General features: G+C 62.9%; 18 protein-coding genes. 9 read left to right on the plus strand and 9 right to left on the minus strand.

Translation table 11 applies throughout. The features are described 5' to 3' along the window. The first annotated feature begins 199 nt into the window (after positions 1-199). From ABX298_RS24290 to ABX298_RS24300, 3 genes are all read left to right on the plus strand, one after another. Positions 200-1,849 carry an MFS transporter gene (locus ABX298_RS24290; RefSeq protein ID WP_075045314.1) on the plus strand — a complete coding sequence of 550 codons (1,650 nt, stop codon included), beginning with the start codon at positions 200-202 and terminating at the stop codon, positions 1,847-1,849. After that, positions 1,846-2,979 carry an HlyD family secretion protein gene (locus ABX298_RS24295; RefSeq protein WP_084785191.1) on the plus strand — a complete coding sequence of 378 codons (1,134 nt, stop codon included), beginning with the start codon at positions 1,846-1,848 and terminating at the stop codon, positions 2,977-2,979. The genes ABX298_RS24290 and ABX298_RS24295 overlap by 4 nt, the downstream gene beginning before the upstream one ends. 214 nt (positions 2,980-3,193) lie before the next feature. Continuing rightward, a complete protein-coding gene (locus ABX298_RS24300) occupies positions 3,194-3,787 on the plus strand; it encodes a hypothetical protein (protein ID WP_025339271.1) in 594 nt (197 codons plus the stop codon). 117 nt (positions 3,788-3,904) lie between these two features. On the opposite strand, the gene ABX298_RS24305 is transcribed toward ABX298_RS24300, so the two are convergent. After that, positions 3,905-4,780, minus strand: coding sequence for an AEC family transporter (locus ABX298_RS24305; protein WP_025339272.1), 876 nt, complete (start codon positions 4,778-4,780; stop codon positions 3,905-3,907). Positions 4,781-5,205: 425 nt separating this feature from the next. On the opposite strand from ABX298_RS24305, the gene ABX298_RS24310 reads away from it, so the two are divergent. Next, entirely contained in the window at positions 5,206-6,510 is a 1,305-nt protein-coding gene (locus ABX298_RS24310; protein WP_063914168.1) for an MFS transporter, read from the plus strand. 549 nt (positions 6,511-7,059) lie between these two features. Here ABX298_RS24310 and ABX298_RS24315 read toward each other — a convergent pair. From ABX298_RS24315 to ABX298_RS24350, 8 genes are all read right to left on the minus strand, one after another. After that, entirely contained in the window at positions 7,060-8,022 is a 963-nt protein-coding gene (locus ABX298_RS24315) for a D-glycerate dehydrogenase (RefSeq protein WP_085664766.1), read from the minus strand. An 11-nt stretch (positions 8,023-8,033) separates the two neighbouring features. After that, positions 8,034-9,326, minus strand: coding sequence for an MFS transporter (locus tag ABX298_RS24320; RefSeq protein WP_054571847.1), 1,293 nt, complete (start codon positions 9,324-9,326; stop codon positions 8,034-8,036). Positions 9,327-9,384: 58 nt separating this feature from the next. Beyond that, the gene (locus ABX298_RS24325; RefSeq protein WP_075045318.1) at positions 9,385-10,335 is read right to left on the minus strand and encodes a sugar kinase; all 951 of its coding nucleotides are present in this window, start codon (positions 10,333-10,335) and stop codon (positions 9,385-9,387) included. Then, a complete protein-coding gene (locus tag ABX298_RS24330) occupies positions 10,328-11,116 on the minus strand; it encodes a TIM barrel protein (RefSeq protein ID WP_075045319.1) in 789 nt (262 codons plus the stop codon). Before ABX298_RS24330 ends, ABX298_RS24325 begins: the two co-directional genes overlap by 8 nt. Positions 11,117-11,183: 67 nt before the next feature. Next, a complete protein-coding gene (gene ptxS / locus ABX298_RS24335) occupies positions 11,184-12,203 on the minus strand; it encodes a transcriptional regulator PtxS (protein ID WP_367393757.1) in 1,020 nt (339 codons plus the stop codon). Positions 12,204-12,475: 272 nt separating this feature from the next. After that, entirely contained in the window at positions 12,476-13,720 is a 1,245-nt protein-coding gene (locus tag ABX298_RS24340; protein ID WP_085588584.1) for a cytochrome c, read from the minus strand. Between the two features lie 12 nt (positions 13,721-13,732). Beyond that, on the minus strand, positions 13,733-15,517 hold the full coding sequence (locus ABX298_RS24345; RefSeq protein ID WP_025339280.1) for a GMC family oxidoreductase: 1,785 nt from the start codon (positions 15,515-15,517) through the stop codon (positions 13,733-13,735). A gap of 3 nt (positions 15,518-15,520) precedes the next feature. Next, positions 15,521-16,261 (minus strand): gluconate 2-dehydrogenase subunit 3 family protein, encoded by a 741-nt coding sequence (locus ABX298_RS24350; protein ID WP_085664763.1) that lies wholly within the window; start codon positions 16,259-16,261, stop codon positions 15,521-15,523. Between the two features lie 399 nt (positions 16,262-16,660). Between ABX298_RS24350 and icmH the strand changes: the two genes are divergently transcribed. From icmH to ABX298_RS24375, 5 genes are read left to right on the plus strand one after another with little or no spacing between them, the layout of a single operon-like run. Continuing rightward, positions 16,661-17,509: a type IVB secretion system protein IcmH/DotU gene (icmH, locus tag ABX298_RS24355; protein WP_367393758.1), complete on the plus strand. Its 849-nt coding sequence runs from the start codon at positions 16,661-16,663 to the stop codon at positions 17,507-17,509. A gap of 13 nt (positions 17,510-17,522) precedes the next feature. Then, positions 17,523-19,703 carry a type VI secretion system Vgr family protein gene (locus ABX298_RS24360; protein ID WP_075045324.1) on the plus strand — a complete coding sequence of 727 codons (2,181 nt, stop codon included), beginning with the start codon at positions 17,523-17,525 and terminating at the stop codon, positions 19,701-19,703. After that, a complete protein-coding gene (locus tag ABX298_RS24365) occupies positions 19,703-20,581 on the plus strand; it encodes a DUF4123 domain-containing protein (protein WP_286099953.1) in 879 nt (292 codons plus the stop codon). Before ABX298_RS24360 ends, ABX298_RS24365 begins: the two co-directional genes overlap by 1 nt. A gap of 11 nt (positions 20,582-20,592) precedes the next feature. Beyond that, entirely contained in the window at positions 20,593-23,247 is a 2,655-nt protein-coding gene (locus ABX298_RS24370; RefSeq protein ID WP_075045326.1) for a T6SS effector BTH_I2691 family protein, read from the plus strand. Further along, positions 23,247-24,389: a hypothetical protein gene (locus ABX298_RS24375; protein WP_367393759.1), complete on the plus strand. Its 1,143-nt coding sequence runs from the start codon at positions 23,247-23,249 to the stop codon at positions 24,387-24,389. The genes ABX298_RS24370 and ABX298_RS24375 overlap by 1 nt, the downstream gene beginning before the upstream one ends. Positions 24,390-24,488: the final 99 nt, after the last annotated feature.

Raw genomic sequence — 24,488 nt, forward strand, 5'->3', positions numbered from 1 at the left:
TGCAAGATCTGTGGTGAACCTCTGGCTCCCACAGGTACCGCACAGCTTTGCAAGATCTGTGGTGAACCTCTGGCTCCCACAGGTACCGCACAGCTTGCAAGATCTGTGGTGACCCTGTGGGAGCGGGTTTACCCGCGAAGAGGCCGGTGCAGGCTGTAGACTGTTTTTTTGCAACGGCCGCTGAAGTACAGTCTGCCCCATGGATAAATACGCCCCCCGCCAGTGGCTCCCCCACGAAAAACCCAGCCTGCCGGGCTCCCCCTCCACGCCCCTGCACACGCCCGTCAAACGCCTGGCCTACGGCGTGGTCGGGCTGCTGGTGGCGATCACCGGTGGCCTGGGTAACGCGCTAGTCACCGCCAACCTTGTGTTCCTGCAAGGAGCGCTGGGCGCAACCACCGCGGAAATGGCCTGGTTGCCGGCCGCCTACGTGATGACCAACGTGTCCATCAACCTGCTGCTGGTGAAGTTCCGCCAGCAGTTCGGCCTGCGCGCGTTCACCGAGGTGTTCCTGGTGCTCTATGCCCTGGTCACCTTCGCCCACCTGCTGGTCAACGACCTCAACTCGGCCATCGCCGTGCGGGCGGCCCATGGCATGGTCGGTGCCGCGCTCAGCTCGCTGGGGCTGTACTACATGATCCAGGCGTTCCCGGCGCAATGGCGGCTGAAGGCGATGGTGCTTGGCCTGGGCGCCTCGCAACTGGCGTTGCCGCTGGCGCGGATCTTCTCCGAAGACCTGCTACAGATCGCCGAATGGCGCGGCCTGTACCTGTTCGAACTGGGCCTGGCGCTGGCCGCGCTGGGCTGCGTGCTGATGCTCAAGCTGCCCCCCGGTGACCGCTTCAAGACCTTCGAGCCGCTGGACTTTCTCACCTTCTCGCTGATGGCCAGCGGCACCGCCCTGCTGTGCGCCGTGCTGTCACTCGGGCGTATCGACTGGTGGCTGGAGGCGCCCTGGATCGGCATGGCCCTGGCGGCCTCCATCGCGCTGATCTTCAGCGGCCTGGCCATCGAGCACAACCGCCAGAACCCGCTGCTGATGACCCGCTGGCTGGGCAGCGGCGCGATCATTCGCCTGGCCCTGTGCGTGGTGCTGATCCGCATGGTCACCTCGGAGCAGTCCACCGGGGCAGTCGGCTTCCTGCAGGCGCTGAACCTGGGCAGCGAGCAGATGCGCACGTTGTACGCGGTCATGCTGCTGGGCGCGGTGGCCGGCCTGGCCAGCAGTGCCTTCACCATCAACCCCAACCACCTGGTGATCCCGCTGTTCATCTCGCTGCTGGCCATGGCCACCGGCGCCTTCATGGATAGCAGTTCGAGCAACCTCACCCGCCCCGCACAGATGTACCTCAGCCAGTTCCTGCTGGCGTTCGGCAGCACCTTCTTCCTCGGCCCGTCCATGGCCCTTGGCATCAGCCATGTGCGCGCCAACCCGCGCAACCTGGTGAGTTTCTCGGTGCTGTTCGGCATCTGCAACAACCTCGGCGGCCTGATTGGCGCGGCACTGCTGGGCACCTTCCAGACCTGGCGGGAAAAATTCCACTCCAGCCACCTGATGGACCGCCTCAGCTACCTGGAACCCTTGGTCACGGCGCGCGTGCAAAGTGGCGGTGCCGGCTACGGCGGCATCATCGCCGACCCGGCCCTGCGCAGCGAAGCCGGCATGCGCCTGCTGGCCAGTGCCGCCACCCGCGAGGCGAATATCATGGCCTACAACGATGTGTTCGTGCTGATCGGCAGCATCGCTATTCTGACCATGATCTGGATCTGTATCCGTAGCACCTGGCTCTGGCACACCAAACGCCGGGCCATTTCCCCTGACTCCACCCCCGGCGCGCCCACCCGATGACCGACGACACCCGCACCACGACCACCACTGCCATCGCCGAAACCCCGGAAGGCGCCACGCCGCCCAGCGAGCCGACCAGCCCGGTGCGTTCGCGGCGGGTGCGGATCCTGTCGTCGATCAGCTTCGCCTGCGTGGCCCTGGCCGGCATCCTGCTGGTGCTGTATGCCTGGCGCCTGCCGCCATTCAGCAGTGCCATCGAAAGCACCGAGAACGCCCTGGTGCGCGGCCAGGTGACCATCATCGGGCCGCAGCTGAGCGGCTATATCGTCGATGTGCCGGTGCATGACTTCCAGTTCGTCAAAGCCGGCGACCTGCTGGTGCAACTGGACGACCGCATCTACAAGCAACGCCTGGCCCAGGCCATCGCCCAGCTGCAGCAGCAACAGGCGGCCCTGGCCAACAACCTGCAGCAGCGCAACAGCGCCGAAGCCACCATTGCCCAGCGCCAGGCGGCCATCGGCGATGCCGCCGCCCAGGCAACCAAGGCCAGGGCCGACCTCGGCCGCAACCAGGCGCTGGTCAGCGATGGCTCGGTGTCGCGGCGCGACCTGGACCTGGCCAGGGCCAGCGAAGCCGCAGCGGTCGCCAGCCTGGCCCAGGCCAAGGCGGCACTGGAAATCGCCCGCCAGGACCGCGAAACGGTGGTGGTCAACCGGGCCGCGCTGGAGGCCTCGGTGGAAAACGCCAAGGCCGCCGTGGAACTGGCCCGCATCGACCTCGACAATACCCGCGTCACCGCCCCGCGCGACGGCCAGCTGGGGCAGATCGGCACGCGCTTGGGGGCCTATGTCAATTCCGGTGCGCAGTTGATGGCGCTGGTGCCCGACACCCTGTGGGTGATCGCCAACATGAAGGAAACCCAGATGGCCGATGTGCGCATCGGCCAGCCGGTGAGTTTCACCGTGGATGCGCTGAACCACCTGAAGCTGCATGGGCACGTGCAGCAGATATCACCAGCCACCGGCTCGGAGTTCGCCTTGCTGCAGGCGGACAATGCCACCGGCAACTTCGTCAAGATTGCCCAGCGCATACCGGTGCGGATCACCGTGGATGCCGACCAGCCGGAGGCTCGGCGCTTGCGGCCGGGGATGTCGGTGGTGGTCAGTATCGATACTCGCAGCCAGGATTGATGTTGTTACCACTGGCCTCTTCGCGGGTAAACCCGCTCCCACAGGTTCACCACAGGTCTTGAAAACTGTGCAATACCTGTGGGAGCGGGTTTACCCGCGAAGAGGCCAGCGAAGATCATGCAGAGATGCCGTCTTGCCATGATTGCGCCGCTCTAGCCCGTAGGTTCTAATCGCGCACGACCCGTTTGCCTTTGTCACTCAAGGAAGTGTCACCATGTACAGGAAGATCGTGCCGCTGGCGCTGTTGGCAACCCTGGCCGGTTGCTCGAACAGCGAGGACACCAGCGAGGCCAGTTTCCAGAAGGCCGCCCAGGCCTACCTCGATACCCAGTACCCGCACTGCTTCGTCATCAGTTCATTCCCGACCAAGACCCAGGACTTCGACCTCCATGGCACCAACAAGGCGTTGCATGCCCTGGCCCAGGTAGGTGTGGTCAGCGAAAAGGAGATCTCGCGCACCGAGGTGCCCGCCCGCCTGTGGCAAGCGGCACGCACGGACATCTACTACGCCTATGACCTCACCGACGAAGGCCGCAAGTATTACAAGGCCGATAACGGGCTGTGCTTCGGCAAGGCGCAGGTCACCGCCATCGAGCAGTTCAGTGAGCCGAGCGAGGCGACCGGGCAGAAGATGTCGAATGTGACCTATGCCTACAAGATTACCGGGTTACCGGCGTGGGCCGGGGACGACGGGGTCAAGGCCAGCATTGCCGAACTGGGCAAGGCGGTGGCCAGCAATGACACGCCGCTCAAGGAAACCCGGGCGATGGTGCTGACCAGCCAGGGGTGGCGGTTGCAGGAGAAATAGCCGTTTGCCGGGCCGGCCTCTTCGCGGGTAAACCCGCTCCCACAGGTCCATCACAGGCCTTGAGACCTGCGCAGTACCTGTGGGAGCGGGTTTACCCGCGAAAGGGCCGGTACAGACTTACATCCACCAAGCCAGCACCACCGGCAACCAGGCAAACGACAGCACCGTAGAGCACATCACCAGGTTCGCCACCTGCTCCGGTTCGCGGTTGGCGCGCACCGCCATCAGGTAGTTGAACACCGCCACCGGCATCGCCGACTGCACCACCAGCACCGCACGCTCCAGGCTGCCCATGCCCAGCGCCGCACCTACCGCCCAGCCCACGGCAGCCCCCAGGCCAATGCGCAAACCGCCCAGCAGCATGCCGCTGCCCACATGGCGCAGGCGAATGCTGGCCAGCGACACACCCAGTGTCAGCAACATCAGCGGGATGGTCATGCCGCCCAGCAGGTCTGCGGTATTGGCCAGCCAGCGCGGCAACTCGAAATCGAGAAAGATGATCGGCATGGCGCCGGCCAGGCTGATCACGATGGGGTTGCGCAGCAGTGCCTTGAGCGAAGCCGCAGTACCGGAAATGGCCATGCCGAGGGTGAACTGCACGATCGAAAGGGTCAGGAAGAACGCCACGGCCAGGGCCAGGCCGTGTTCGCCAAAGGCGTACAGGCTGATCGGCAGGCCCATGTTGCCGGTGTTGGGGAACATGAACGCCGGCAACAGCACACGCCAGTGCATGCCCGAAGCTCGGCACACCAACAAGCCGGCCAGGGCCATGCCCAGGGTGCACAGCAGGCAGGCCATGGCCATGCTGGTGAAGGCGGTCGGGTCCAGTTCGGTGCGGCTGAGCGTGGACAGTACCAGCGACGGGGTGCCGACGGTCATCACCACCCGGGCGATGAATTCGGTGGGGTAGTCCAGGCCCTTGCGGGCCCAGGCATAGCCGATGCCGGCGACGATGAATACCGGGGCCAGGACTGCGAACAGCGAAGCGAACATGGGGGCCTTCCTTGGGGGTGAGCCCCGCATTATGCCGCAGTCTGCGGGATTGCCGGGGCTGCTTTGCAGCCCAATCGCCGGCAAGCCGGCCCCCATAGGTACTGCACAATGCTTGAGGTCGATGCAGTCGAGGTGGGAGCTGGCTTGCCGGCGATTGGGCCGCAAAGCGGCCCCGGGATGTCCGCCCAAGACGCATTCGTGTCGCCCACAGACTGCGGCGTCTCGTCGCACACCCAAGCCCCTTGGGCAAAACCGCGCAAGCCCGTAGAATCGCGCTTCCTTTTCGCCCGTCGCCTTGAACGGTGGCAACCGGCAGCGTCGCATCCAGCCCAGGCACATCCGTGCAGCCCCTCGGCCCCGTTCGGGTCGAGCCGGTGTGCGCGTCCGAAAAGGCGCTCATTCCGCTCATCCAACTAGAGGTACCTATGTCTCCGCGTTTGCTGGCCATGGCGCTGGCGCCCCTGCTCGGGCTGTTCATCATTGCCCTGGGCAACGGCTTCATGTCTTCCCTTACCACCCTGCGCCTGGGCGCTGCCGGCGAGTCGGCCACCACCATCGGTGTGGTTTCCTCGACCTACTTCATCGGCCTGACCCTGGGTGCCATCTTCAACGACCGGCTGATCCTGCGCATCGGCCATATCCGCGCCTACACCAGCTTCGCCTCGCTGATCGCCGTGACCATCCTGCTGCAAGGCCTGTTCTACGACGTCACCTGGTGGTCGGTGCTGCGCCTGATCAACGGCTGGGCGGCGGTGGGCGTGTTCCTGGTGATCGAAAGCTGGCTGCTGCTGGCCGGTGACGCCAAGATCCGCGGCCGCCTGCTGGCGCTGTACATGATCGCCTTCTACGGCGCCGGGGTCATCGCCCAGGCCGGCCTTGGCGAAATCACCCACATGGGTGACACCGCACCGTTCATGCTGGCCGGCGTGCTCGCCGCCCTGTCGGTACTGCCCATCGTGATCCTGCCGCGGGTGTCGCCGCTGCTGGACCAGGTCGAACCGCTCAAGCCGCGCCAGTTGCTGGGCGTTGCGCCGTCGGGCCTGGTCGGCTGCTTCGGTTCGGGTGTGGCCATTGCCGGCATCTATGCCTTGCTGCCGCTGTACCTGCAGCGCATCGGCCTGGATGTGGGCGAGGTCGGCAACATGATGGCCTGGGTAATTCTTGGTGCCATGCTGCTGCAATACCCGGTCGGACGCTGGTCCGACCGCAAGGACCGCCAGGATGTGCTGATCGCCCTGGCCGCGCTTTGCGTGCTGCTGTCGCTGGTCACGGTGTTCCTGCCGTCGGACTCGATCCTGCTGCCGGCGATGCTGTTCCTGCTGGGTGGTGGCGTGTTCACCCTGTACCCGGTGGCGGTCAGCCATGCGGCCGACCGGGCGCCATCGGATGCACTGGTGCCGATGATCCAGGGCCTGCTGCTGATCAACTCGCTGGGTTCGGCCATGGCGCCGGTGGCGATTTCGCCGATGATGACCGAGTTTGGCGAGGCCGGATTGTTCTGGGCCTTTGCCGTGGTCAACCTGGCCATGGTGTGCTTCTTCATGTGGCGCCGTGGCAAGCGCCCGGCGGCAGAGCACCCGGCCCCGTTCACCGCTTCGACCACCTTCTCGCCGACCGGTGCCGAGTTGCGGGTGACCGAAGACCTGATGCATGCGGCGCAGGAGCACCCGCCGCTGGAGCCGGTGGAGAGTGCTGCGCCAGCGCAGGCGCAGCGTTCAGAATCGCATTGACTCCGGGGGCTGCCCTGCAGCCCTTTCGCGACAAAAGGCCGCTCCCACAGGGACCTCATCAGCTTAAGGAATGCGCCATACCTGTGGGAGCGGGCGCGCCCGCGAACACCGGCGCAGCCGGTGCCATCCACCGCGTCGCCTGCTTCGCGGGCATGCCCGCTCCCACAGGATGCCCACCAGCTGAAGGAATGCGCGGTACCTGTGGGAGCGGGTTTACCCGCGAACACCGGCGTAGCCGGTGCCATCCACCGCGTCGCCTGCTTCGCGGGCATGCCCGCTCCCACAGGGGCCTCACCAGTTGAAGGAATGCGCGGTACCTGTGGGAGCGGGTTTACCCGCGAACACCGGCGCAGCCGGTGCCATCCACCGCATTGCCTGCTTCGCGGGTAAACCCGCTCCCACAGGGACTCCACCAGCCGAAGGAATGTGCCGTACCTGTGGGAGCGGGCGCGCCCGCGAACACCGGCGTAGCCGGTGCCATTCACCGCATTGCCTGCTTCGCGGGTAAACCTGCTCCCACAGGGGCCGCGCAGGTTTGTGGATCTGGCTTTAGCCATTCACCAGGTTGGCCGGGCGCTCACCAGCCAGCGCACTGAGCAGGTTGTCCACCGCACAGCGCGCCATGGCCTGGCGGGTTTCCTCGGTCGCCGAGCCGATATGCGGGGTCGCCACCACGTTGTCCAGCTGCAACAACGGCGACTGCGCCGGCAACGGCTCCTGCACGAACACATCCAGGCCGGCGCCGCGTATGCGCCGAGCACGCAACGCTTCGATCAGCGCCGGCTCATCCACCACGCGCCCGCGGGAAATGTTCACCAGGATTGCCTGTGGCTTCATCAGCGCCAGCTCCCGCGCGCCGATCAGGCCTTCGGTGCTGGCACTCAGCGGCACGGTCAGGCAAACGAAATCCGCCTGCTGCAACAGCTCATCCAGGCTGCATTGACGCGCCGCATGGCGCGCCTCCACCTCAGGCTTGGCACGCTGACTGTGATACAGCACACGCATGCCGAAGCCGGCCGCGGCACGCCGGGCCAGGGCCTCGCCGATGCGGCCCATGCCGACGATGCCCAGCGTCTTGCCGTGCACATCGCTGCCGAAATGCGCCGGGCCGAGGTTGGCCTGCCAGTTCCCGTCTCGCACCCAGTTCGCCAACTCCACAACCCGCCTGGCGGTGGCCAGGATCAAGGCAAAGCCCGTGTCGGCGGTGGTTTCGGTCAGCACGTCGGGGGTGTTGGTCAACATCACGCCACGCCGGCTGAGCTCGGCGATGTCGTAGTTGTCCACGCCGACCGAAACGCTGGACACCACTTCAAGCTGTGGCGCCAGGTCGAGCAGGCTGGCGTCCAGGCGCAGGCTGGCCCCCAGCAGCCCGTGCGCCCCCGGTAAGGCGTCGCGCAGGCGCGCCAGGCCATCGGGCCCGGAGGTGTCCACCCAGGTCACCTCGACGCGCTCTTGCAGACGTGCCATCAAGTCGTCGGACAGGCGTTTGTACAGGACGATTCGCTTCTTCATTGCACAGGTTCCTAATGGTTCATGGCCAGGCGCGAGTTGCCGCGCTTGGCCCGGCCGGATGTCTGGGAAGTATTGAGTGCGGCGGTAAGCGCCACCGCGGCCAGCAGCGCACCGCACATGAACAGGTAGGAGGCACCGGGCCCGCCCGTGACGCCATTGAGGTAACCCACCAGCCACGAGCCACCGAACGAGCCCAGCGCGCCCATGCTGTTGATCAGCGCCATGGCACCGCCCGCAACGTTGGCCGGCAGGATCTCGGGCACGATCGCGAAGAACGGGCCATAGGGTGCGTACATGCAGGCGCCGGCTACCACCAGCAACGCGTACGACAGCCAGAAGTGCTCGCTGCCCAGGGCGTACGAGCCATAGAACGCAACGGCGGCGATCAGCAGTGGTGGCCAGACGAAGCGCTTGCGCTTCTGCAGGCGGTCGGACGCCCACGACACACCGACCATGCCCAGCACCGCCGCCAGGTAAGGTACCGACGACAGCCAGCCGGCCTGCACGATGTCGAGGTTGGCCGCCTGCTTGAGGATCGACGGCAACCACAGCACGAAGCCATACACACCGATGCTCCAGCAGAAGTACTGCAGCGAAAGGATGATCACCTGCGGCGAGCGGAACGCCTCGCGGTAGTTCTTCACCGGCTTGATACCTTGCTGCTCGGCAGCCAGCGCCTGCTCCAGGGCGGCCTTCTCCTGCTCGCTCAGCCAGTTCACCTGGGCCGGGCGGTCATCCACCAGGCGCCACCAGAAGAACGCCCAGATGACCGCGGGCAGGCCTTCGATGATGAACATCCAGCGCCAGTCGTAATGCTTGACCAGGTAGCCCGACACCACCGACATCCACAGGATGGTCACCGGGTTGCCGAGGATCAGGAAGGTATTGGCGCGCGAACGCTCGGCGCGGGTGAACCAGTGGCACAGGTACACCAGCATGGCCGGCATCACCGCCGCCTCCACCACTCCGAGTAGGAAGCGGATGCCGATCAGCATGTAGACGTTGCTGACCACGCCGGTGAGCGTGGCAAGGCCGCCCCAGAGGATCAGGCAGACAAAGATCAGCTTCTTCACACTGCGCTTTTCAGCGTAGATGGCGCCAGGCACCTGGAAGAAGAAGTAACCAAGGAAGAACAGTGCCCCCAGCAGCGAAGACAGTGCGGGGGTGATGTGCAGGTCTTCAGCCATGCCGGAAGCGGCGGCGAACCCGTAGTTGGCGCGGTCCAGGTACGCCAGGCTATAGGTGAAGAACACGATCGGGATGATGTACCACCAGCGGCGAGGTGCCAGGCTTTGGCTTTGCATGGTTCGTTTCTCCTGAGCTTGTTGTTTTTGTTGCAACAGGTGTTTCGGGGTCAAGTGTTCACGCGCTTCTGCGCAGGTCGTGGGCTTGCAGCTCATGGCGCAGCGGCAGCCCTTCCATGTCGCCACGCGATTGCACGGCGCGGCTGCCGCACCAGTTGCCACGCGCCACTGCCTCGGCTACCGGGTGGCCCTCCAGCAGCGCACTGAGCACGCCGACGGCAAAGGCATCGCCGGCGCCAACGGTGTCCACCACATGGCTGACCGGCACTGGCGCAACCTGGCCTTCGCCCTTGGCGCTGCGGAAGTAGGCACCGGCGTCGCCCAGCTTGATCACCACCAGTTCCACCCCTTGGTCGAGGTAGAACGCGGCGATGTCCGCCGGGGTGTGCTGGCCGGTCAGCAAGCGGCCCTCTTCCAGGCCTGGCAGAACCCAGTCGGCCTTGGCCGCCAGGGCATTGACTTCGCGCACCATGCTGCTTTGGTCAGGCCACAGCGAGGGGCGCAGGTTGGGGTCGAACGAGATGCTGCGCCCGGCGGCACGCATGGCATCCATCAACGCATGCGACAGCGCCCGGCAGCCCTCCGACAGCGCCGGCGGGATGCCGGTGGCGTGCAAGTGGCGGGCCTGCAGAGAGCCCGGGCGCAGCAACGCCGGTGACAGCCGGCTGGCCGCCGAGCCACGGCGGAAGTACTCCACCGCCGGGTCGCTGCCGTCATCGCAGCGGGCCTTGAGCTGGAAGCCGGTGGGGTAGCTGGCATCCACCTCGACGCCGGAACAGTCCAGGCCTTCGCGGCGCAGGCTGTCGAGCACGAAACGGCCCAGCGAATCGTCGCCTACCCGGCTCAGCCAGCGGACCTTGAAGCCCAGCCGCGCCAGGCCGATGGCCACGTTGCTGTCGGCGCCGGCGATGCGCTTGCCGAACTGGCCGACACTGGCCAGGTCGCCGGCCTGCTCGGCGACGAACATGGCCATGGTCTCGCCGAAACACAGCACGTCATGCTCATGCATGGCTCAGCTCCTCACTCGATACGCCCTGCCCCAGCGCCGCCAGGTCGCGCACCTGGGCACGGGTCAGCGCCAGCAGATCGTCGCTCACCAACGGGTACTCGACAGCACGCACCACGCCGGGGGTGAACTCGGCCATGAGCTCAGCCCACTCCTGCAGGTCCGCAGTCTCTGGCGGGACGGCTACCAGGCGGCCATCGGCCCGGCGCTGCACGGCCTTGCAGTGCACATAGCGCACCCAGCGGCCAAGCTGGCGTGCGGCGTGCCGGGCAGGCTCGCCCTGCCACTGCCAGTTACCGATATCGAAGGTCATGCCAAGGCTCAGCCCGAGCTCGTCGGCACGCTGGAAAAACTGCTGCATGGGTTCGATTCGTCCACCTTGCGCGGTCTGGTCGTTCTCCACCAGCAGCAACGGCCCGTGCGCCGGCAACAGCGTCGCCAAGGCCGCGACGTCACAGCCCGCATGGTAGTGGCCCAGGGAAACCTTGAGCGCTACCGCGCCAAGGGCTCGGGCGGTTTCCAGCTTTTGCGCCAATTGCGGGTCAAGCTCGCCTTGTGCGGTCCACAGCTCCAGGGGTGTGGAGTACAGGCACTCCAGGCGCAGCGCGGCAATGGCTGCAGCCAGCGCTGCAGTGTCCGGCGCACGAGTGAACAGTTCTTCGCGCAGTTCCACGCGGGTAACGCCAGCGGCAGCCAGCAGGTCAAGGAACTGCTCCTGGCCACGTTGCCGGACAAAGTCGGCACCGTAGCTGGAGAGGCTGATGGAAACGGGGTTCGAGTGCATTGTTGTTGTCCTTATGAAACCGGTTTCATTTTTTGATGACAGCAGGCACGCAGGTGCCTGCCTGTGATTACTGTGGCTGGGTTGAACCTCGGATGATCAGCTCGGCCTTTAAGTCGAGGCGCCGGGCTGCCCCGCTGTCGCCGCGCAGGCGGCCAAGCAGGCTCTCGAATGCTGCCACGCCGATACGCTCGGTGGGCTGGGCCAGTGCAGTGATGCCAGTGCCGACCAAGGGGTACCAGTCGAGGTCGTCGAGAGCGATCAGCCCGACGTCCGCGAACAGGTTGCGCCCTGCCTGGTGCAGGGCCCGAGTCACGGCCAGGGTGGCGACACCGTTGAAGGTGAAGATGGCCTGCGGGCCATGGCCGCTGCCGGCGAGGAACGAAGCCAGCTGGTCATCCAGCCCGGCGCCGATTTCCAGCACTTGCTGGCGCATGCCGGGGCGCCGGCTGATCGATGTGCCGAACGCTTGCACCCGCTCCAGCCGCGAGCTGGTGCCATCGAGGCGTTCGGTTACCGCCAGGATGTCGCGGTAGCCTTGCGCCTGCAGGTGGTCCAGGGCCTGCTCGACCGCGTCGGCATTGTCCAGGCCCACCAGGTCGACATTCAGTTCGGGCAACTGGCGGTCGACCAGCACCATGGGGATGTCGCGCTGCAGGTTGAGCAATTCGCCGGGGTGATGGCCAAGCGTGTTCACGATCAGCCCTTCGACGTTGTAGGACTGCAGGGCCACCAGGTGGTGACGCTCCTGCTCGTCGTCGCGGTTGGTGTTGCACACCACCAGGCTGTAGCCGTGCTGGCGGCAGGCAGTTTCCACGCCATGCATCACGGCCACTGAATAGGGGTTGAGGATATCGGCCACCAGCATGCCGATCAGGCGCGTCTGGCCGCGCTTCAGGCCACGGGCCATCTGGTTGGGGCGGTAACCGAGGCGCTCGATGACCTCTTCCAGGCGCTTGGCGGTGGCTTCGGCGAGCAACTGCCGGTCACCGCCGATGTAACGGGAGACGGTGGCCTTGGAAACGCCAGCGACACGCGCTACTTCGCTGATGGTGACCCGTTCGCGGGCCTGGGCAGGCGCGTCGGTCATGGGCTGTCCTTATGATTGTTGTGATAGCGATGAAACCGGTTTCAATACAGCAAAATCGCACGCGTTCGTCAACATGCCGTTGGTCGGGTGTGCGATATTCATGCGTAGTAAATGCAATAAGAATACGCTTTAACTAACTGATATATATAGATAAATAAACGCAAGACCCTGTGGGAGCGGGTTCACCTGCGAATGCGATGTTGAATGTGCCGACGCATTCGCGGGTAAACCCGCTCCCACAGTGGATTGGGGGTGCAGACAGAGGGATGCGGTTAACGGAGGGCTTTCACGTCACTGGCGGTGACGGCATCCCCTTGGTTACCCCAACTGGTGCGAATGAAGTTCACCACCTCGGCAACCTCCTGGTCACTCAGGCGCCAGCCGAACGCCGGCATGGTGAAGTTCGACGGTGCCGCGTGCGTCGCCGGCACTGTGCCCCCCGCCAAGACCACGTGGATCAGCGATGTGGCATCTGCCGTCTGCACCACCGGGTTGCCGGCCAGGGCCGGGAACACGCGGGTATAGCCCTGACCATCGGTACGGTGGCAGGCCGCGCAGTTGTCGATGTACACCGCAGCCCCGGGCTTGCTGTCGTCGCCCTTCCACAGCGCATCCGCCACCTGTTTGTCGTACACGTGCGGCTGGTCGTCAGGGTTGCTCGGCGGCAACGTCTTCAGGTAGCGGGCGATAGCGGTCAGGTCGGCGTCGCTCATGTGTTGCATGCTGTGCTCGACCACGTCGCTCATGCCACCGAACACGGCGCTGCGGTCGCTACGGCCAGTCTTGAGAAACTGCACCAGCTGCTCTTCGCTCCAGCTACCCAGGCCGTCCTTGTGGTCGCCACGCAGATTCTTGGCAATCCACCCTTCCAGCGGTGCACTGCCAGCCAGGAACTGCTCGCCATCCTGTGGGCTCAGTGCCTTTTCCTGCATGGTCAGCGCCCGCGGCGTATGGCACGCGCCACAGTGCCCCAGGCCCTCGACCAGGTAGGCACCGCGGTTGACCACCGGGTCGGCCGCCGCCGACGCCTGCCAGGGCTTGGCCTCTGGCGCGAACAACCCGCGCCAGACCGCCAGCGGCCAGCGCATGCTCAGCGGCCAGGGGATGTCGGTGGCCTTGTTCGGCTGCTCGACCGGCTCCACGCCCTTCATGAAGTAGGCATACAGCGCCTGCATGTCCTGCTCGCTGACGCGCGCATAGGACGGGTATGGCATGGCCGGATACAGGGTGCTGCCGTCCTTGCCGATGCCCTTGCGCACCGCCTGGTCGAAGTCTTCGAAGCTGTACTGGCCGATACCACTGGCCGCCGGGGTGATGTTGGTGGAGTACACCGTGCCAATCGGTGTCTCCATCGGCAGCCCACCGGCGAACGGCTTGCCGCCCTTGGCGGTATGGCAGGCGACGCAGTCGCCGGCGCGGGCCAGGTACTCGCCCTGGCGCACCTGCGCATCGTCATTCGGCGCAGCCTGTGCAGCCACGCTGGCACCCAGCAGGGTTGCGATCAACATTGTCTTCATGCGCATCGCTCCTCAAGCCTGGACCAGCGGGCCAGGGTTTTTCAGGTACTGCTCGCGGATGGCGCGGGCCGACCAATAGGTCAGCGCAGCCACCAGCCCGGTCGGGTTGTAGCCCAGCCCCTGGGGGAACGCCGAAGCCCCCGGAACGAACACGTTGTGCACGTCCCAGCTTTGCAGGTAGCGGTTCAACGCACTGGTTTTCGGGTCGGTGCCCATGATCGCGCCGCCGTTCAGGTGGGTGGTCTGGTAGCTGGCGGTGTTGAAGTGGTCCTTGACCTTCTTGCCCAGCACGGCAATGGTCTTGGGGTTCATCGCCTGGGCGATCTTGCTCAGCTTGTCGACCATGAACTGGTTCATCCTGATGTCGTTTTCCTGCCAGTCGAAGGTCATGCGCAGCAGCGGCTGGCCGTAGGCGTCGCGGTAGGTCGGGTCGAGGTCCAGGTAATTGCCACGGTAGGACTGGTGGGCGCCGTGGGCGTCCATCGAAACCTGGTGGGTGTAGTAATCGGCGGTGGCCTTCTTCCAGGCGCTGCCCCAGGCCGGTGTGCCAGGCGGGGTGGCGCCGCCGGCAATCGGCCGTGTGCCGGCCTGGTTCACCCACATCGGCGAGCCACCGACGAAACCGTGCGGGCCATGATCGAAGTTGTCGGCGTTGAAGTCATCGATGGCAATGCCGTTGCCACCGGCGCCGATGAAGTTGTTGGTGTAGGTGTCCTTGTCGAAGAACGCCTTGACCGTGCCCATGTTCTGGTAGGCGAAGTTACGCCCGACCACGCCTTCGTTCTTGATGGGGTCGTACGGTTTGCCGATGCCGGACAGCAGCATCAGGCGCACGTTGTTGAACTGGAACGCCGCCAGGATCACCAGGTCCGCCGGTTGCTCCACTTCCCGCCCCTGGGCGTCGATGTAGGTCACCCCGGTGGCCTTGCGCTTGCTGTCGTCCAGGTTCACCCGCAGCACATGGGCGTTGGGCCGCAATTCGAAGTTCGGCACCTGGCGCAGCGCCGGCAGGATGTTCACGTTGGGCGAGGCCTTGGAGTACATGTAGCACACGTAGCCGCTGCAGAAACCGCAGAAGTTGCACGGCCCCATCTGCGCCCCGTACGGGTTGGTGTACGAGCCGGAGGTGTTGGCCGAGGGCAGGTTGTAGGGCTTGTAGCCCAGGCTGGCCGCCGCCTTTTCGAACAGCCTGGCCGACACCACGTTTTTCTGCGAAGGCAGCGGGAACGGGCTGGAACGGTCCGGCGCATAGGGGTTGCCGCCCTTCCCTTCGCCAACGACCTGGCCGTTGACGGTCCAGGCCTGGCCAGAGGTACCGAATACCTTTTCGGCAAAGTCGAAGTGCGGTTCCAGTTCTTCGTAGCTGACCCCGAAGTCCTGGATCGTCATGTCTTCGGGGATGAACTTGCGCCCGTAGCGTTCTTCGTAGTGGCTGCGCATGCGCAGCTCCATCGGGTCTACCCGGAAGTGCACGCCAGACCAGTGCAGGCCTGCGCCACCTACACCTTTGCCCGGCAGGAAGGCACCGAGCTGGCGATTGGGCAGTGCCACGTCGTTCATGCCATGGCGGATGGTGACGGTTTCTTTCGACACATCGACGAACAGCTTCTTGCGCACGCTGTAGGTCAGCTCGTCGATCACCTGCGGGTAGCTGCCTTCCGGGTAGGTGTCCTGCATCGGCCCCCGCTCCAGGGCCACCACCTGCAGCCCGGCCTCGGTCAGTTCCTTGGCCATGATCGCGCCGGCCCAGCCGAAGCCCACGATTACCGCGTCCACTTTCTTCATCACGGTCGCCATGCCTCAGGCCCTCTCGCCACGGATCGAAACAGCCGGGAACGGGTAAGGCTCGTTGCGCTCGACCCAATCCATGAAATCGGCGCGGGCGCCGGGGAAGCCGATCTGGGTCCAGCCGACCATGCCTTTGTTGCCGCCATGGATCGGGTCGCAGAAGAACCCTTCACGGGTGTTCTGCACCAGCAAGCTGAAGAACACCTTGGCCGGCACGGTGTCGAAAACCAGCTCTCCAGCCTCGACCTTGCTGAGAACGTGGTCCCGGGTAGCGCTATCTTGCGCAGCAAAAACTTGCCCGGAATTGGCCTTGCACCAGCCGTCCACGGCGGCGATGCCCAGGCGGTAGATCTGTTGCGGGCTGAGTTGCAGCTGGTAACCCAGTTCGGGCGCGGCGTCGGCCTTGAACGGGCCCTGCATGTACCACTGCGCGCCGGTTGCATAGGGGGTGTTCATCTGCCGGTCGATGAATTCGGCAGCGCCGGCTTCAAGTGCACCAGGGCCAAGCTCGTCGGCCGGGATGATGCGCGAGACGGCCGCCTGCACGAAGGCCCACTCCTCGGCAGTGAAGAACGTCGGCTGGTAGTTGCCCGCTGGCGGCGTGGCCGGCACTTTGGGCTCGTGTTGCGGGGCCGCAAGCAGCTGACTGGCACCCACGCCAAGCCCCGTGCTGGCCACGGTGACCACAGGGATCAAGGTCAAGGTCTTGCGCAGAAAGTCCCTGCGCGGGTTGTCTGGGGCATGGTCAGGCATTGCGAATCCTCATTGGCTGTGTGCGGCCTTGAAAAGCGCCATCTGATTTTCAATATGGGGGGTGGTCTTGATAGGCCATCAAGAAAACAGCCGGATAATCTAGTGTGTTCAGAAATGTTTTGAAACCGGTTTCATGCCGTATTTGCCTGCCATTAAAGGTCCCCATAAGCCTTTGCCTCCAGCCAAGGTATTTTTCACACTCAGCACGCCTTGAGCTGCATCTTCAGATTCTCAAATGCACAAAAGAAGAAAATTCCTACGATCGCATCGGACGTTTCGGGATTCCCGATAGATTGATTCCTGGTTTAGGTTCGGGCTTCAGCCAAATGCCTGCGACTAGCCGCGTGGATACTCCATGCCACTACGCAGCAATAGCGCGCCGACAAACGAGGATTAAGGATGTCCGATGAGCCCGATGCAACTGTGAAAACAGTACACAGGAAGAAAAAGCCGGTCCTGCTGGAGGATATCCAAGGGAACCAGCAACCTCGCTCCAGTACCGGACCTGGGCAAGCCATGGATATTCCTGGCTACCCGGCCGACCCGGACTTCCGGCTACGCGGCGGCTTCGCCAACCTGATGCTCGACGCGGCCAACCCGCTGTTCGGCCTGGTCATACGCCTGCGTACGCTGGATGACCTGCCCAACATCGAACAGGTGCACAAGGCCCTGCAGACCCAGGTCAGCGCCATCCGCGAGGAAATACAGCAGCACGGTTATTCCACCGTGCACCTCGAAGTCTATTCCTATGCCTTGTGCCTTTATCTGGACGAGGCCGTGATGAGCCGCCCCTGGGGGAACAATTCGTGCTGGAGCCACGAACCGCTGCTCAGCATCTTCCATGACGAAACCCAGGGTGGCGAGAAGATCTTCGTGTTGCTGGAGCGGTTGATGCAGTCGCCCAAGGAGTTCCAGGATGTGCTGGAGTTCCTGTACTTCTGCTTTTGCCTGGGCCTGAAGGGCAAGTACGCCCTGGACCCGAAGTGCAATGAAATCATCAACGCCCTGATTTCGCGGATGCACAAGGTCATTCGTGAACTGCGCGGTCCCACGCCGGAATTCGTGGGCGCCCCCTATACCAACGTGGTCCATCGCCCCCACCGCAGGCTGCGCCGGGAATGGCCCTGGTGGAGCCCGTTGGTGATCTCCGCCATCGCCATGGTCTGCGCCTACTGCTACTACAGCTACCGCCTGAGCTTGATCACCGCCGAGGTGCTGGAATCGCTCAACGGCGTTTTGCAGCAGTAGCAGGGGGATCCACATGCCTAGCCAATCCGACTTGCGTTTCACCTTCCAGCCGCTGGCTGGCCAGATTGACTTCGAAGTGGTTTCGTTCGAACTCGACGAAATGATCAGCTCACCGTTCCAGCTGAAACTGGAACTGATCAGTTTTGAAGACGAGGTCGACTTCGGCCAGTTGCTCGACAAACCAGTGCTGTTCACGATCTGGCGCGGTGAGCGCCCCTTGCGCTATGTGCACGGCCTGGTCAGCAGTTTCAGCCAGGGTGAGACGGGGTTCTATCGCACCCGTTACCGCGCATTGGTCGAGCCCGTGCTGGCCCGTGCCGGCTTGCGTTCGAACTGGCGCATCTTCCAGCAGAAGACCGTGCCGCAGATTCTCGAATTGATGCTCAAGCGCCAGGGCATTGCCCGTTTCGAAATCAAGAGCATGGGCGAGCATCAGGTGCGCGAGTTCTGCGTACAGGCCGGTGAAACGGACCTCGACTTCATCGCCCGCCTGGCGGGTGAAGAGGGTTTCGTCTATCGCTTCGAGCACACGCCGAAACACCACCTGTTGGTCATCACCGACCGACTGCTGGCGCTGGGGCAGATCAGCCGAAGCGCGCTCAAGGCTGACGACGAGGATGATGACTTCTTCGACGAAGAAGACATCGGCCCCGACCAGGTGCTGTACCGCGCCAACAGCGGTGGCGACCAGGCCAGGCCTTGCCTGCGCCGCCTGCGTTACAGCGAACAGGTGCGCACCGCCCGCCAGGTGCAGCGGGACTACACCTTCACCAACCCGCAGTACCGGCAGGAACACCGCGCAGGTGACAGTAGCATCACCCATCAGTCCCGGGACTATGAGCGCTTCGACTACCCCGGCCGCTACAAGCGTGATGCGGTCGGAGTGCCCTTCACCTCCACGCGACTCACGGCCCTGCGCCATGACGCCCGTATTGCCGAAGTCGAGGGTGACGATGTACGCCTGCAACCGGGGCTGAGCTTCACCCTCGTCGAGCACCCGCGCAAAGACCTCAACGTCCATTGGCGTGTGATGCGTGTACATCACGAGGGCAGCCAGTTCACCAGCCTGCAAGAAGAAGCTGCCGGGGCCGAACAAGGGACACGCTACTCGCAGGAAGCCGTGCTGGTGCCCGGCCGGATCGAATGGCGTCCGGCGCCACTGCCCAAGCCACGCATCGACGGCCCGCACATGGCCACGGTCGTCGGGCCGCCCGGGGAAGAGATCTACTGCGACGAGTGGGGCCGGGTCAAGGTGAGCTTCCCCTGGGACCGGGAGAGCGAGAACAACGAGTTCAGCTCCTGCTGGGTACGCGTGTCACAAGGTTGGGCAGGCGGCAGCTGGGGCTCGATGGCCATCCCGCGCATCGGCCAGGACGTGATCATCCAGTACGTCAACGCCGACCCCGACCAGCCGATGATCACCGGGCGTACCTATTGCGGCGACCAGTTGCCGCCGTATGACCTGCCCGAACACAAGACCCGCATGACCATCAAGAGCCAGACCCACAAGGGCGATGGCTTCAACGAGCTGCGTTTCGAGGACGAACTGGGACGACAGGAAGTCTTCATCCACGCAGAAAGAGACCAGAACAACATCGTCAAACACGATGAAACCACGCAAGTCGGGAACGACCGCACCGAGCGTGTCGAAAAGGATGAGACCCTTTCGATTGGCCAGGACCGCCGGGAAGAGATTGCCCGGGACGAGTTCGTCAATATCGGCCAGGACCGGGCCCACGAAATCGGCAAAGACGATACCCTGACCATTGGCCGGACCCATACCATTATCACTGGCCAGGACCGCATAGAACAGGTCGGCAACCACCGCCAGGACGTCACCAAAGCCAATCACACGGTAGAAATCGGTGGTCACCTGGAACAGAGCGTGGCCGGTCACAACACCTTGCAGGCCGGGGAAGCCATCCGCCACACAACCAAGATCTATGACATCCAGGTCAGCGAAAGCCTGACTATCAGGAGTCCGGCCGGGTTGCTGCGCATAGATGGTGCCGGTATCACGTTGGACGGACTGGCACTGGCTTTCAAAGGTCCTGTCAGTCAGCAGGCCAACTGCAGCCAGCGTATGACATCGACCTTCGGCGTACCAGAGCCCGGCGAGCCCATTTGCCTGAGCTGCTTGCTGAAAGCGATCGCGGACGGCCACAACATGATTCGCATGGAAGGAACAAGCTGATGCCAAGCCCATTTATCAGAACTATGGTGGAGGTGCTGCGCACCTCCGACCGCTATCGTCTGAGCGCGATCGTGGAAATGGCCAGCCTGTCACCCGGCGTGCAGGAAAAGCTGACCCGGCACTATGAGGACCGCTGCTGGCCACTGCTGCAACAAACCCAGTTCAACAATCTGCGAACAGCAGGCCCTTGGTTATTCGGATCGCGGCCAGGCTCTGATGTGTCGGCCCAGTACGATTTTCAATGGCAACTCGAACAGCTTGCTTCGGGCGCGGTTTGCGGCTGGATCGTCAGCGCGTTACCAACTGCCCAACTTGCCCGGCATCTGAGCCACGCCAACATCGTCACGGGAGCTGACGGCCATTTGTACCTCCTGCGCTTCCACAACGCTGCAGCTTTACGAGTGCTGGATACATATCGTGAGCTGCCAGGGATAAGCGAATGGCTGGCTCCCATCCATCATTGGTGGTCACCTGTAGCGCACCCGAACAAGCGGTTGTGGCTACAAGTATCCGGTGCAGATCAGCCTCCGTCCCTGCGCCTCCCACAAATCACGCTAAACGAAGACTGTTGGGCTGAATTGGCGGGAGACCCGCTGAGCTATCAACTTGCCGAGTTGATCAAGGACGAGCCGTCCTGTGCAGCCTTGGCCACTGCTTGCCACGGAACACGGGTTGGTCTGATCCAGCACTACCTGGATCAGGCGCGCGAGCAAGGCTTGGACCGTGAGGAAGACCTCATCAGCTATGTGCTCATACTGGCTCGCCACGGCGAGCAACTCAGTAGCTCACAAGCCTGGCAGGACGCGATTGTCGCAACGCGCGAACAGCAGACATCCCTGATGGACAACGTGCAGCAACGCCTGCGCGCCAAGAGTTGAGGTACACAGCCATGGACTCGGTCACCGAAACCCTCGAACTGTGCAGACGCATCACCACCGGCTACCGCCCTGCACTGCGCAACAGCCCTGTCGCCGACTGCACCCGCCGTTTCGAACTGCTGCCCCTGCGCTACGCCGCCGTCGGTGGCAACCCGGCACAACGCGCCCGCCTGCCCAAATTGCCGGGCTACCTCAGCCCCTTTCAGGATGTCGGCGAGCTGACCCATTCTGGCTATGCCATCCGCCCTTTGCGCGAGGGCTTTCTCTACCTGCTGATCAAGCGTCACAGCGAACCGGCCTACCAATGGCACAGCCAGTACCGCGTTGCACCCAACGGCTCACTACTGTACATCAGCGCCGACGCACCTTGGGAATCCGCCCCCAACGCCGCCAACCTGGAGGAGATCATTCGCGGCTTTGGCTGGACTATCACTCTTTACGATCTGGATGACATTCAGGAACTGCGCCCTTTGTTCAGCCCTTCCCCACTGACCCCACGCATGCTCGACAACTATCGCCTACTTGAGGACGAGTATCGCAGTAGTCTACCGGCCATCGATATCGCCCGATTCATCCAGCCCTCCGATGCGCCGCCGCAAGCCCATGTACTCAAGCACGATCAACTTGGCTGGGTCGCCGACTTCAAAGCGCAGGAGGATTCGGACCTGAAAGCGCTGCTGGACATGCAGCCGTTCAACAACGATCAGATCGTCTCGCCACACGCGTCACGACAAGCCCTGGCACCGTTGGTTAACCAAACCAGACCCCGCGGCGCCGCAATCGTCATCGAAGACGCCATCGGTATCACCCAGGAGCTCAATGCCTGGCGCAATGCTGCCGTCGACGACGTAAAGACCAAGTGGCTGCGGCGCTCCGTAGAACCAGGCGTGGACAACGAGCGCAGACTGCTGGTCGCGCAATCGTTCCTGGAGATCGAAAAGCTCTACCCGCAGATGATGGCCGACCAGATCGTCAAGCGCGAAGTCATGGCCGAGACGATTCGCAACCAGCCGGCCACGCCGGTGGAGTTCTATGCATTTTCCGATCGGGCCAGGCAACAAGCCGATGCGCATGATGAGAGGATGAGACCACACCTCGAGAAATTCGAGCGCGACGTGCGCGCCAAGGTCCAGGCCCGCCAGGATACCGGTGAATTCAGCAAGAAGTTCGACCAGAAATACGGCCATCTGGTCGACCGTCAGGCGATGCACGATCAGCTGGAAAGTTTCGAGCAGGCCATGCAACAGGCCCAACAGGAGACAGAGGATCGGGCCAAGGATCATGCCCGCTGGTTGATCAGTGAACGCCTGCTACAGGCCTTGGACCGTTACGACAATGCCGACCTGATCAATGGCCTGGCCTTTGCCGAACAGACCGGCCAGTGCGTGATCGGCATGGAGTTCAGTGAATGGGGAACGACTGTGCTGGATCACTGGTGGCGCAGTGATGTGGCTGATCGGAGCAACCTGGCGATGCGCGGTATCACGTACAACCAGGATGACATTCGTGATGCTCTCGCGGAGCTACGGGAAGCGGCCATGGCCAAACCGCCGTCGGAATCATGGTTCGTGCAGCGTGAGTCACTTGTCCGGCAAGCACACATTGCGGCGAATGCATTCGGGCGTGCCAACGCTTTATATGAAGAACTGCAAAACAGAAACAGCCACGCCAGCATCGGTCTATACGCCTGGTACGTGGCGCTGGGCCGACAGGTTCTGCGTACCGGAGCCCCCAACAGTATGGACCGTGCCCTGCACCATGGCCTGCGCCTGACGCTGTTTGCTTCGGTACATGAGACAGCTGTCGACATACGCCTGAGTGAAGCGGCTCGTAGCGGGCAGCCATTGAATCCGCAGCGCAGCGCTGGCCAGGCAGGACGTTACTTGGACCAGGCCTGGGCCGAAGGATTGATGCAAGCCCATAAGAGCGACTTCTACAAAGTACGTGTCTCCGGTCTTGTATGCCTGCTGGAAGGGATGCTGATGGCGTTCAAGGCCCGCGAACTGCCCGACAGTGATGTACGGATTAAGACCGAACTCATTGCGGCCGCCATGACCACGGCTGCGGCGGGTTTCGAGATTGGGGCCAGCTATGTGGAGCAGGTGGTGACGCGTTACGGCGCAAATAGCGTGACCGGTAGAGGTGCAGTTGCGACCTTGGGAAGGTTGAAACTCTGGGGCGCCGGATTAGCGGGGATGGGTGGGTTCGTACTAGCTTGGTGGGACTTCGCCGACGGGGTAAAAAATCACACTCAACATAGTGCCTCAACGAAATCCTGGGCATTGAGTGGGGCCTATTTTACGCGCGCACTGGCTACGCTCGCTTTATCTGTCGGAGAATTGGGAACGGCCATAGGAATAGCTAAACCCCTCTTCGATCGTCTCACGATCAATAACCAGAGCAAACTCATACGTCTTGTAGGGCGATCATTAGGCAGCCTGGCTACCAGACTGGGTACGCAGGCGGCTCGCTTGCTGTTAACCAAATTAATTTTAGGAGCGTTTTGGGTAGGCCTGATCCTCACTGCCATTATTTTCTTGCTTGAGGACGATGCGCTGGAAAAGTGGTGCAAGCGAAGCAGCTATCGTTTGGATAAAAGCTCTAAACCTTACGATGAACTAGAAGAGTTAGCAGCCCTGCACTCAGCTTTCAGCGAGGTCCTTTGATGTATCTTATCGAGCGGGGGCTGTGGGAGATGGCAATTGAGTCAAAAGCGAAGCGCAAGGTATTTGACGCGCAGAGAAGCTTGATTGAAAAGCGCGCTGACAAGGATTTCAATGAAAATGACATGAGCAAACACATACACTTCAACAGTGTCAGCGAAAACCCCAATGCACGCGGCCCGATATTTTCTTTTAACGATACCTATATGGAAATGCGCTGTGGCGGATCAGAGGAAAAACGCGGAATCATCACTATAATGACGCTTGGCAGTTTAGTTCCGATGACTTACGCATGGCTGAATATAACATTGAGCTCCATCTACACCAACATAACTCAACCCGACTTCTTTTCTGTGTTCTCGGTCCTATTCAGCACATACATGCTATCAATAGGCGGAGTCGTTTATTATTTTTATGCCAAATATGGATTTCGTTTTACGCGACTGGAAATGCTTACCAGCCGCCACTTGCTCATTCGCTTCAATCGAAAAACCCAGCAAGTTCACCTCCATAGACCAAGCTGCTGCGGCGGTATAGCAACATTCCCCTGGAGAACTACCGGAAGCACAGGCGTCAACCCCGAAGACGACTCCCTCAGCGCGGGCATGAGGCTGTGCCTAATCTGGCACCCCAACCGCACCGGCCTCCCTCACATGGAAATGGCCCTACTCGGCAAGCAAGGCCAAGGCGGTAGTGAACTTCGGGACGAGTGGGAATTCATTCGCCGCTATATGGAAGATGGCCCACATGCCGTCCCCCGTCCCCGTCTGAGCACCCAACTCCCCTCGCCCGTCCAGGCATTCAGTGCCCAGTTCGAAGGATTGGGTCGTTTCTTCCGGAAAAGCAGCTGGCTGTTCAAAGTCGTCCTGCTCTTGGTCTGTCCCGCCTTCGTCATCATCGGCACCGGCCATTGGCTGAGCCTGCTGTTGTGCTGGCGACCGCGCTGGCCGAAGGTGATCCGCGAAGCTGGCATGCCCGGTAAGCCCGTTCCAGCGGTGACAACGCTGAGCGACTACCCATCTGAGATCCAGGAGCGCCTGCTCGCCAATGCCGATCGCTGGCATCTCAAACCCGGCAAGCGTCCAGAGAAAAAGCCACGCAAATTACGTACTTCGAGATCGAAGGTGCAGCGACCGAGGAGCTGATGCTACGAATGGGTCGGCACGACCTGCCCCACTCCCCAACCTTGGGGGCACGGTACCCAACGACAAACGCCTACCAATACCGTTGAAAATGAATTGGAT

The sequence above is a fragment of the Pseudomonas sp. X4 genome (genome assembly GCF_040784925.1).
Taxonomy (GTDB): Bacteria; Pseudomonadota; Gammaproteobacteria; order Pseudomonadales; family Pseudomonadaceae; genus Aquipseudomonas; species Aquipseudomonas putida_Z.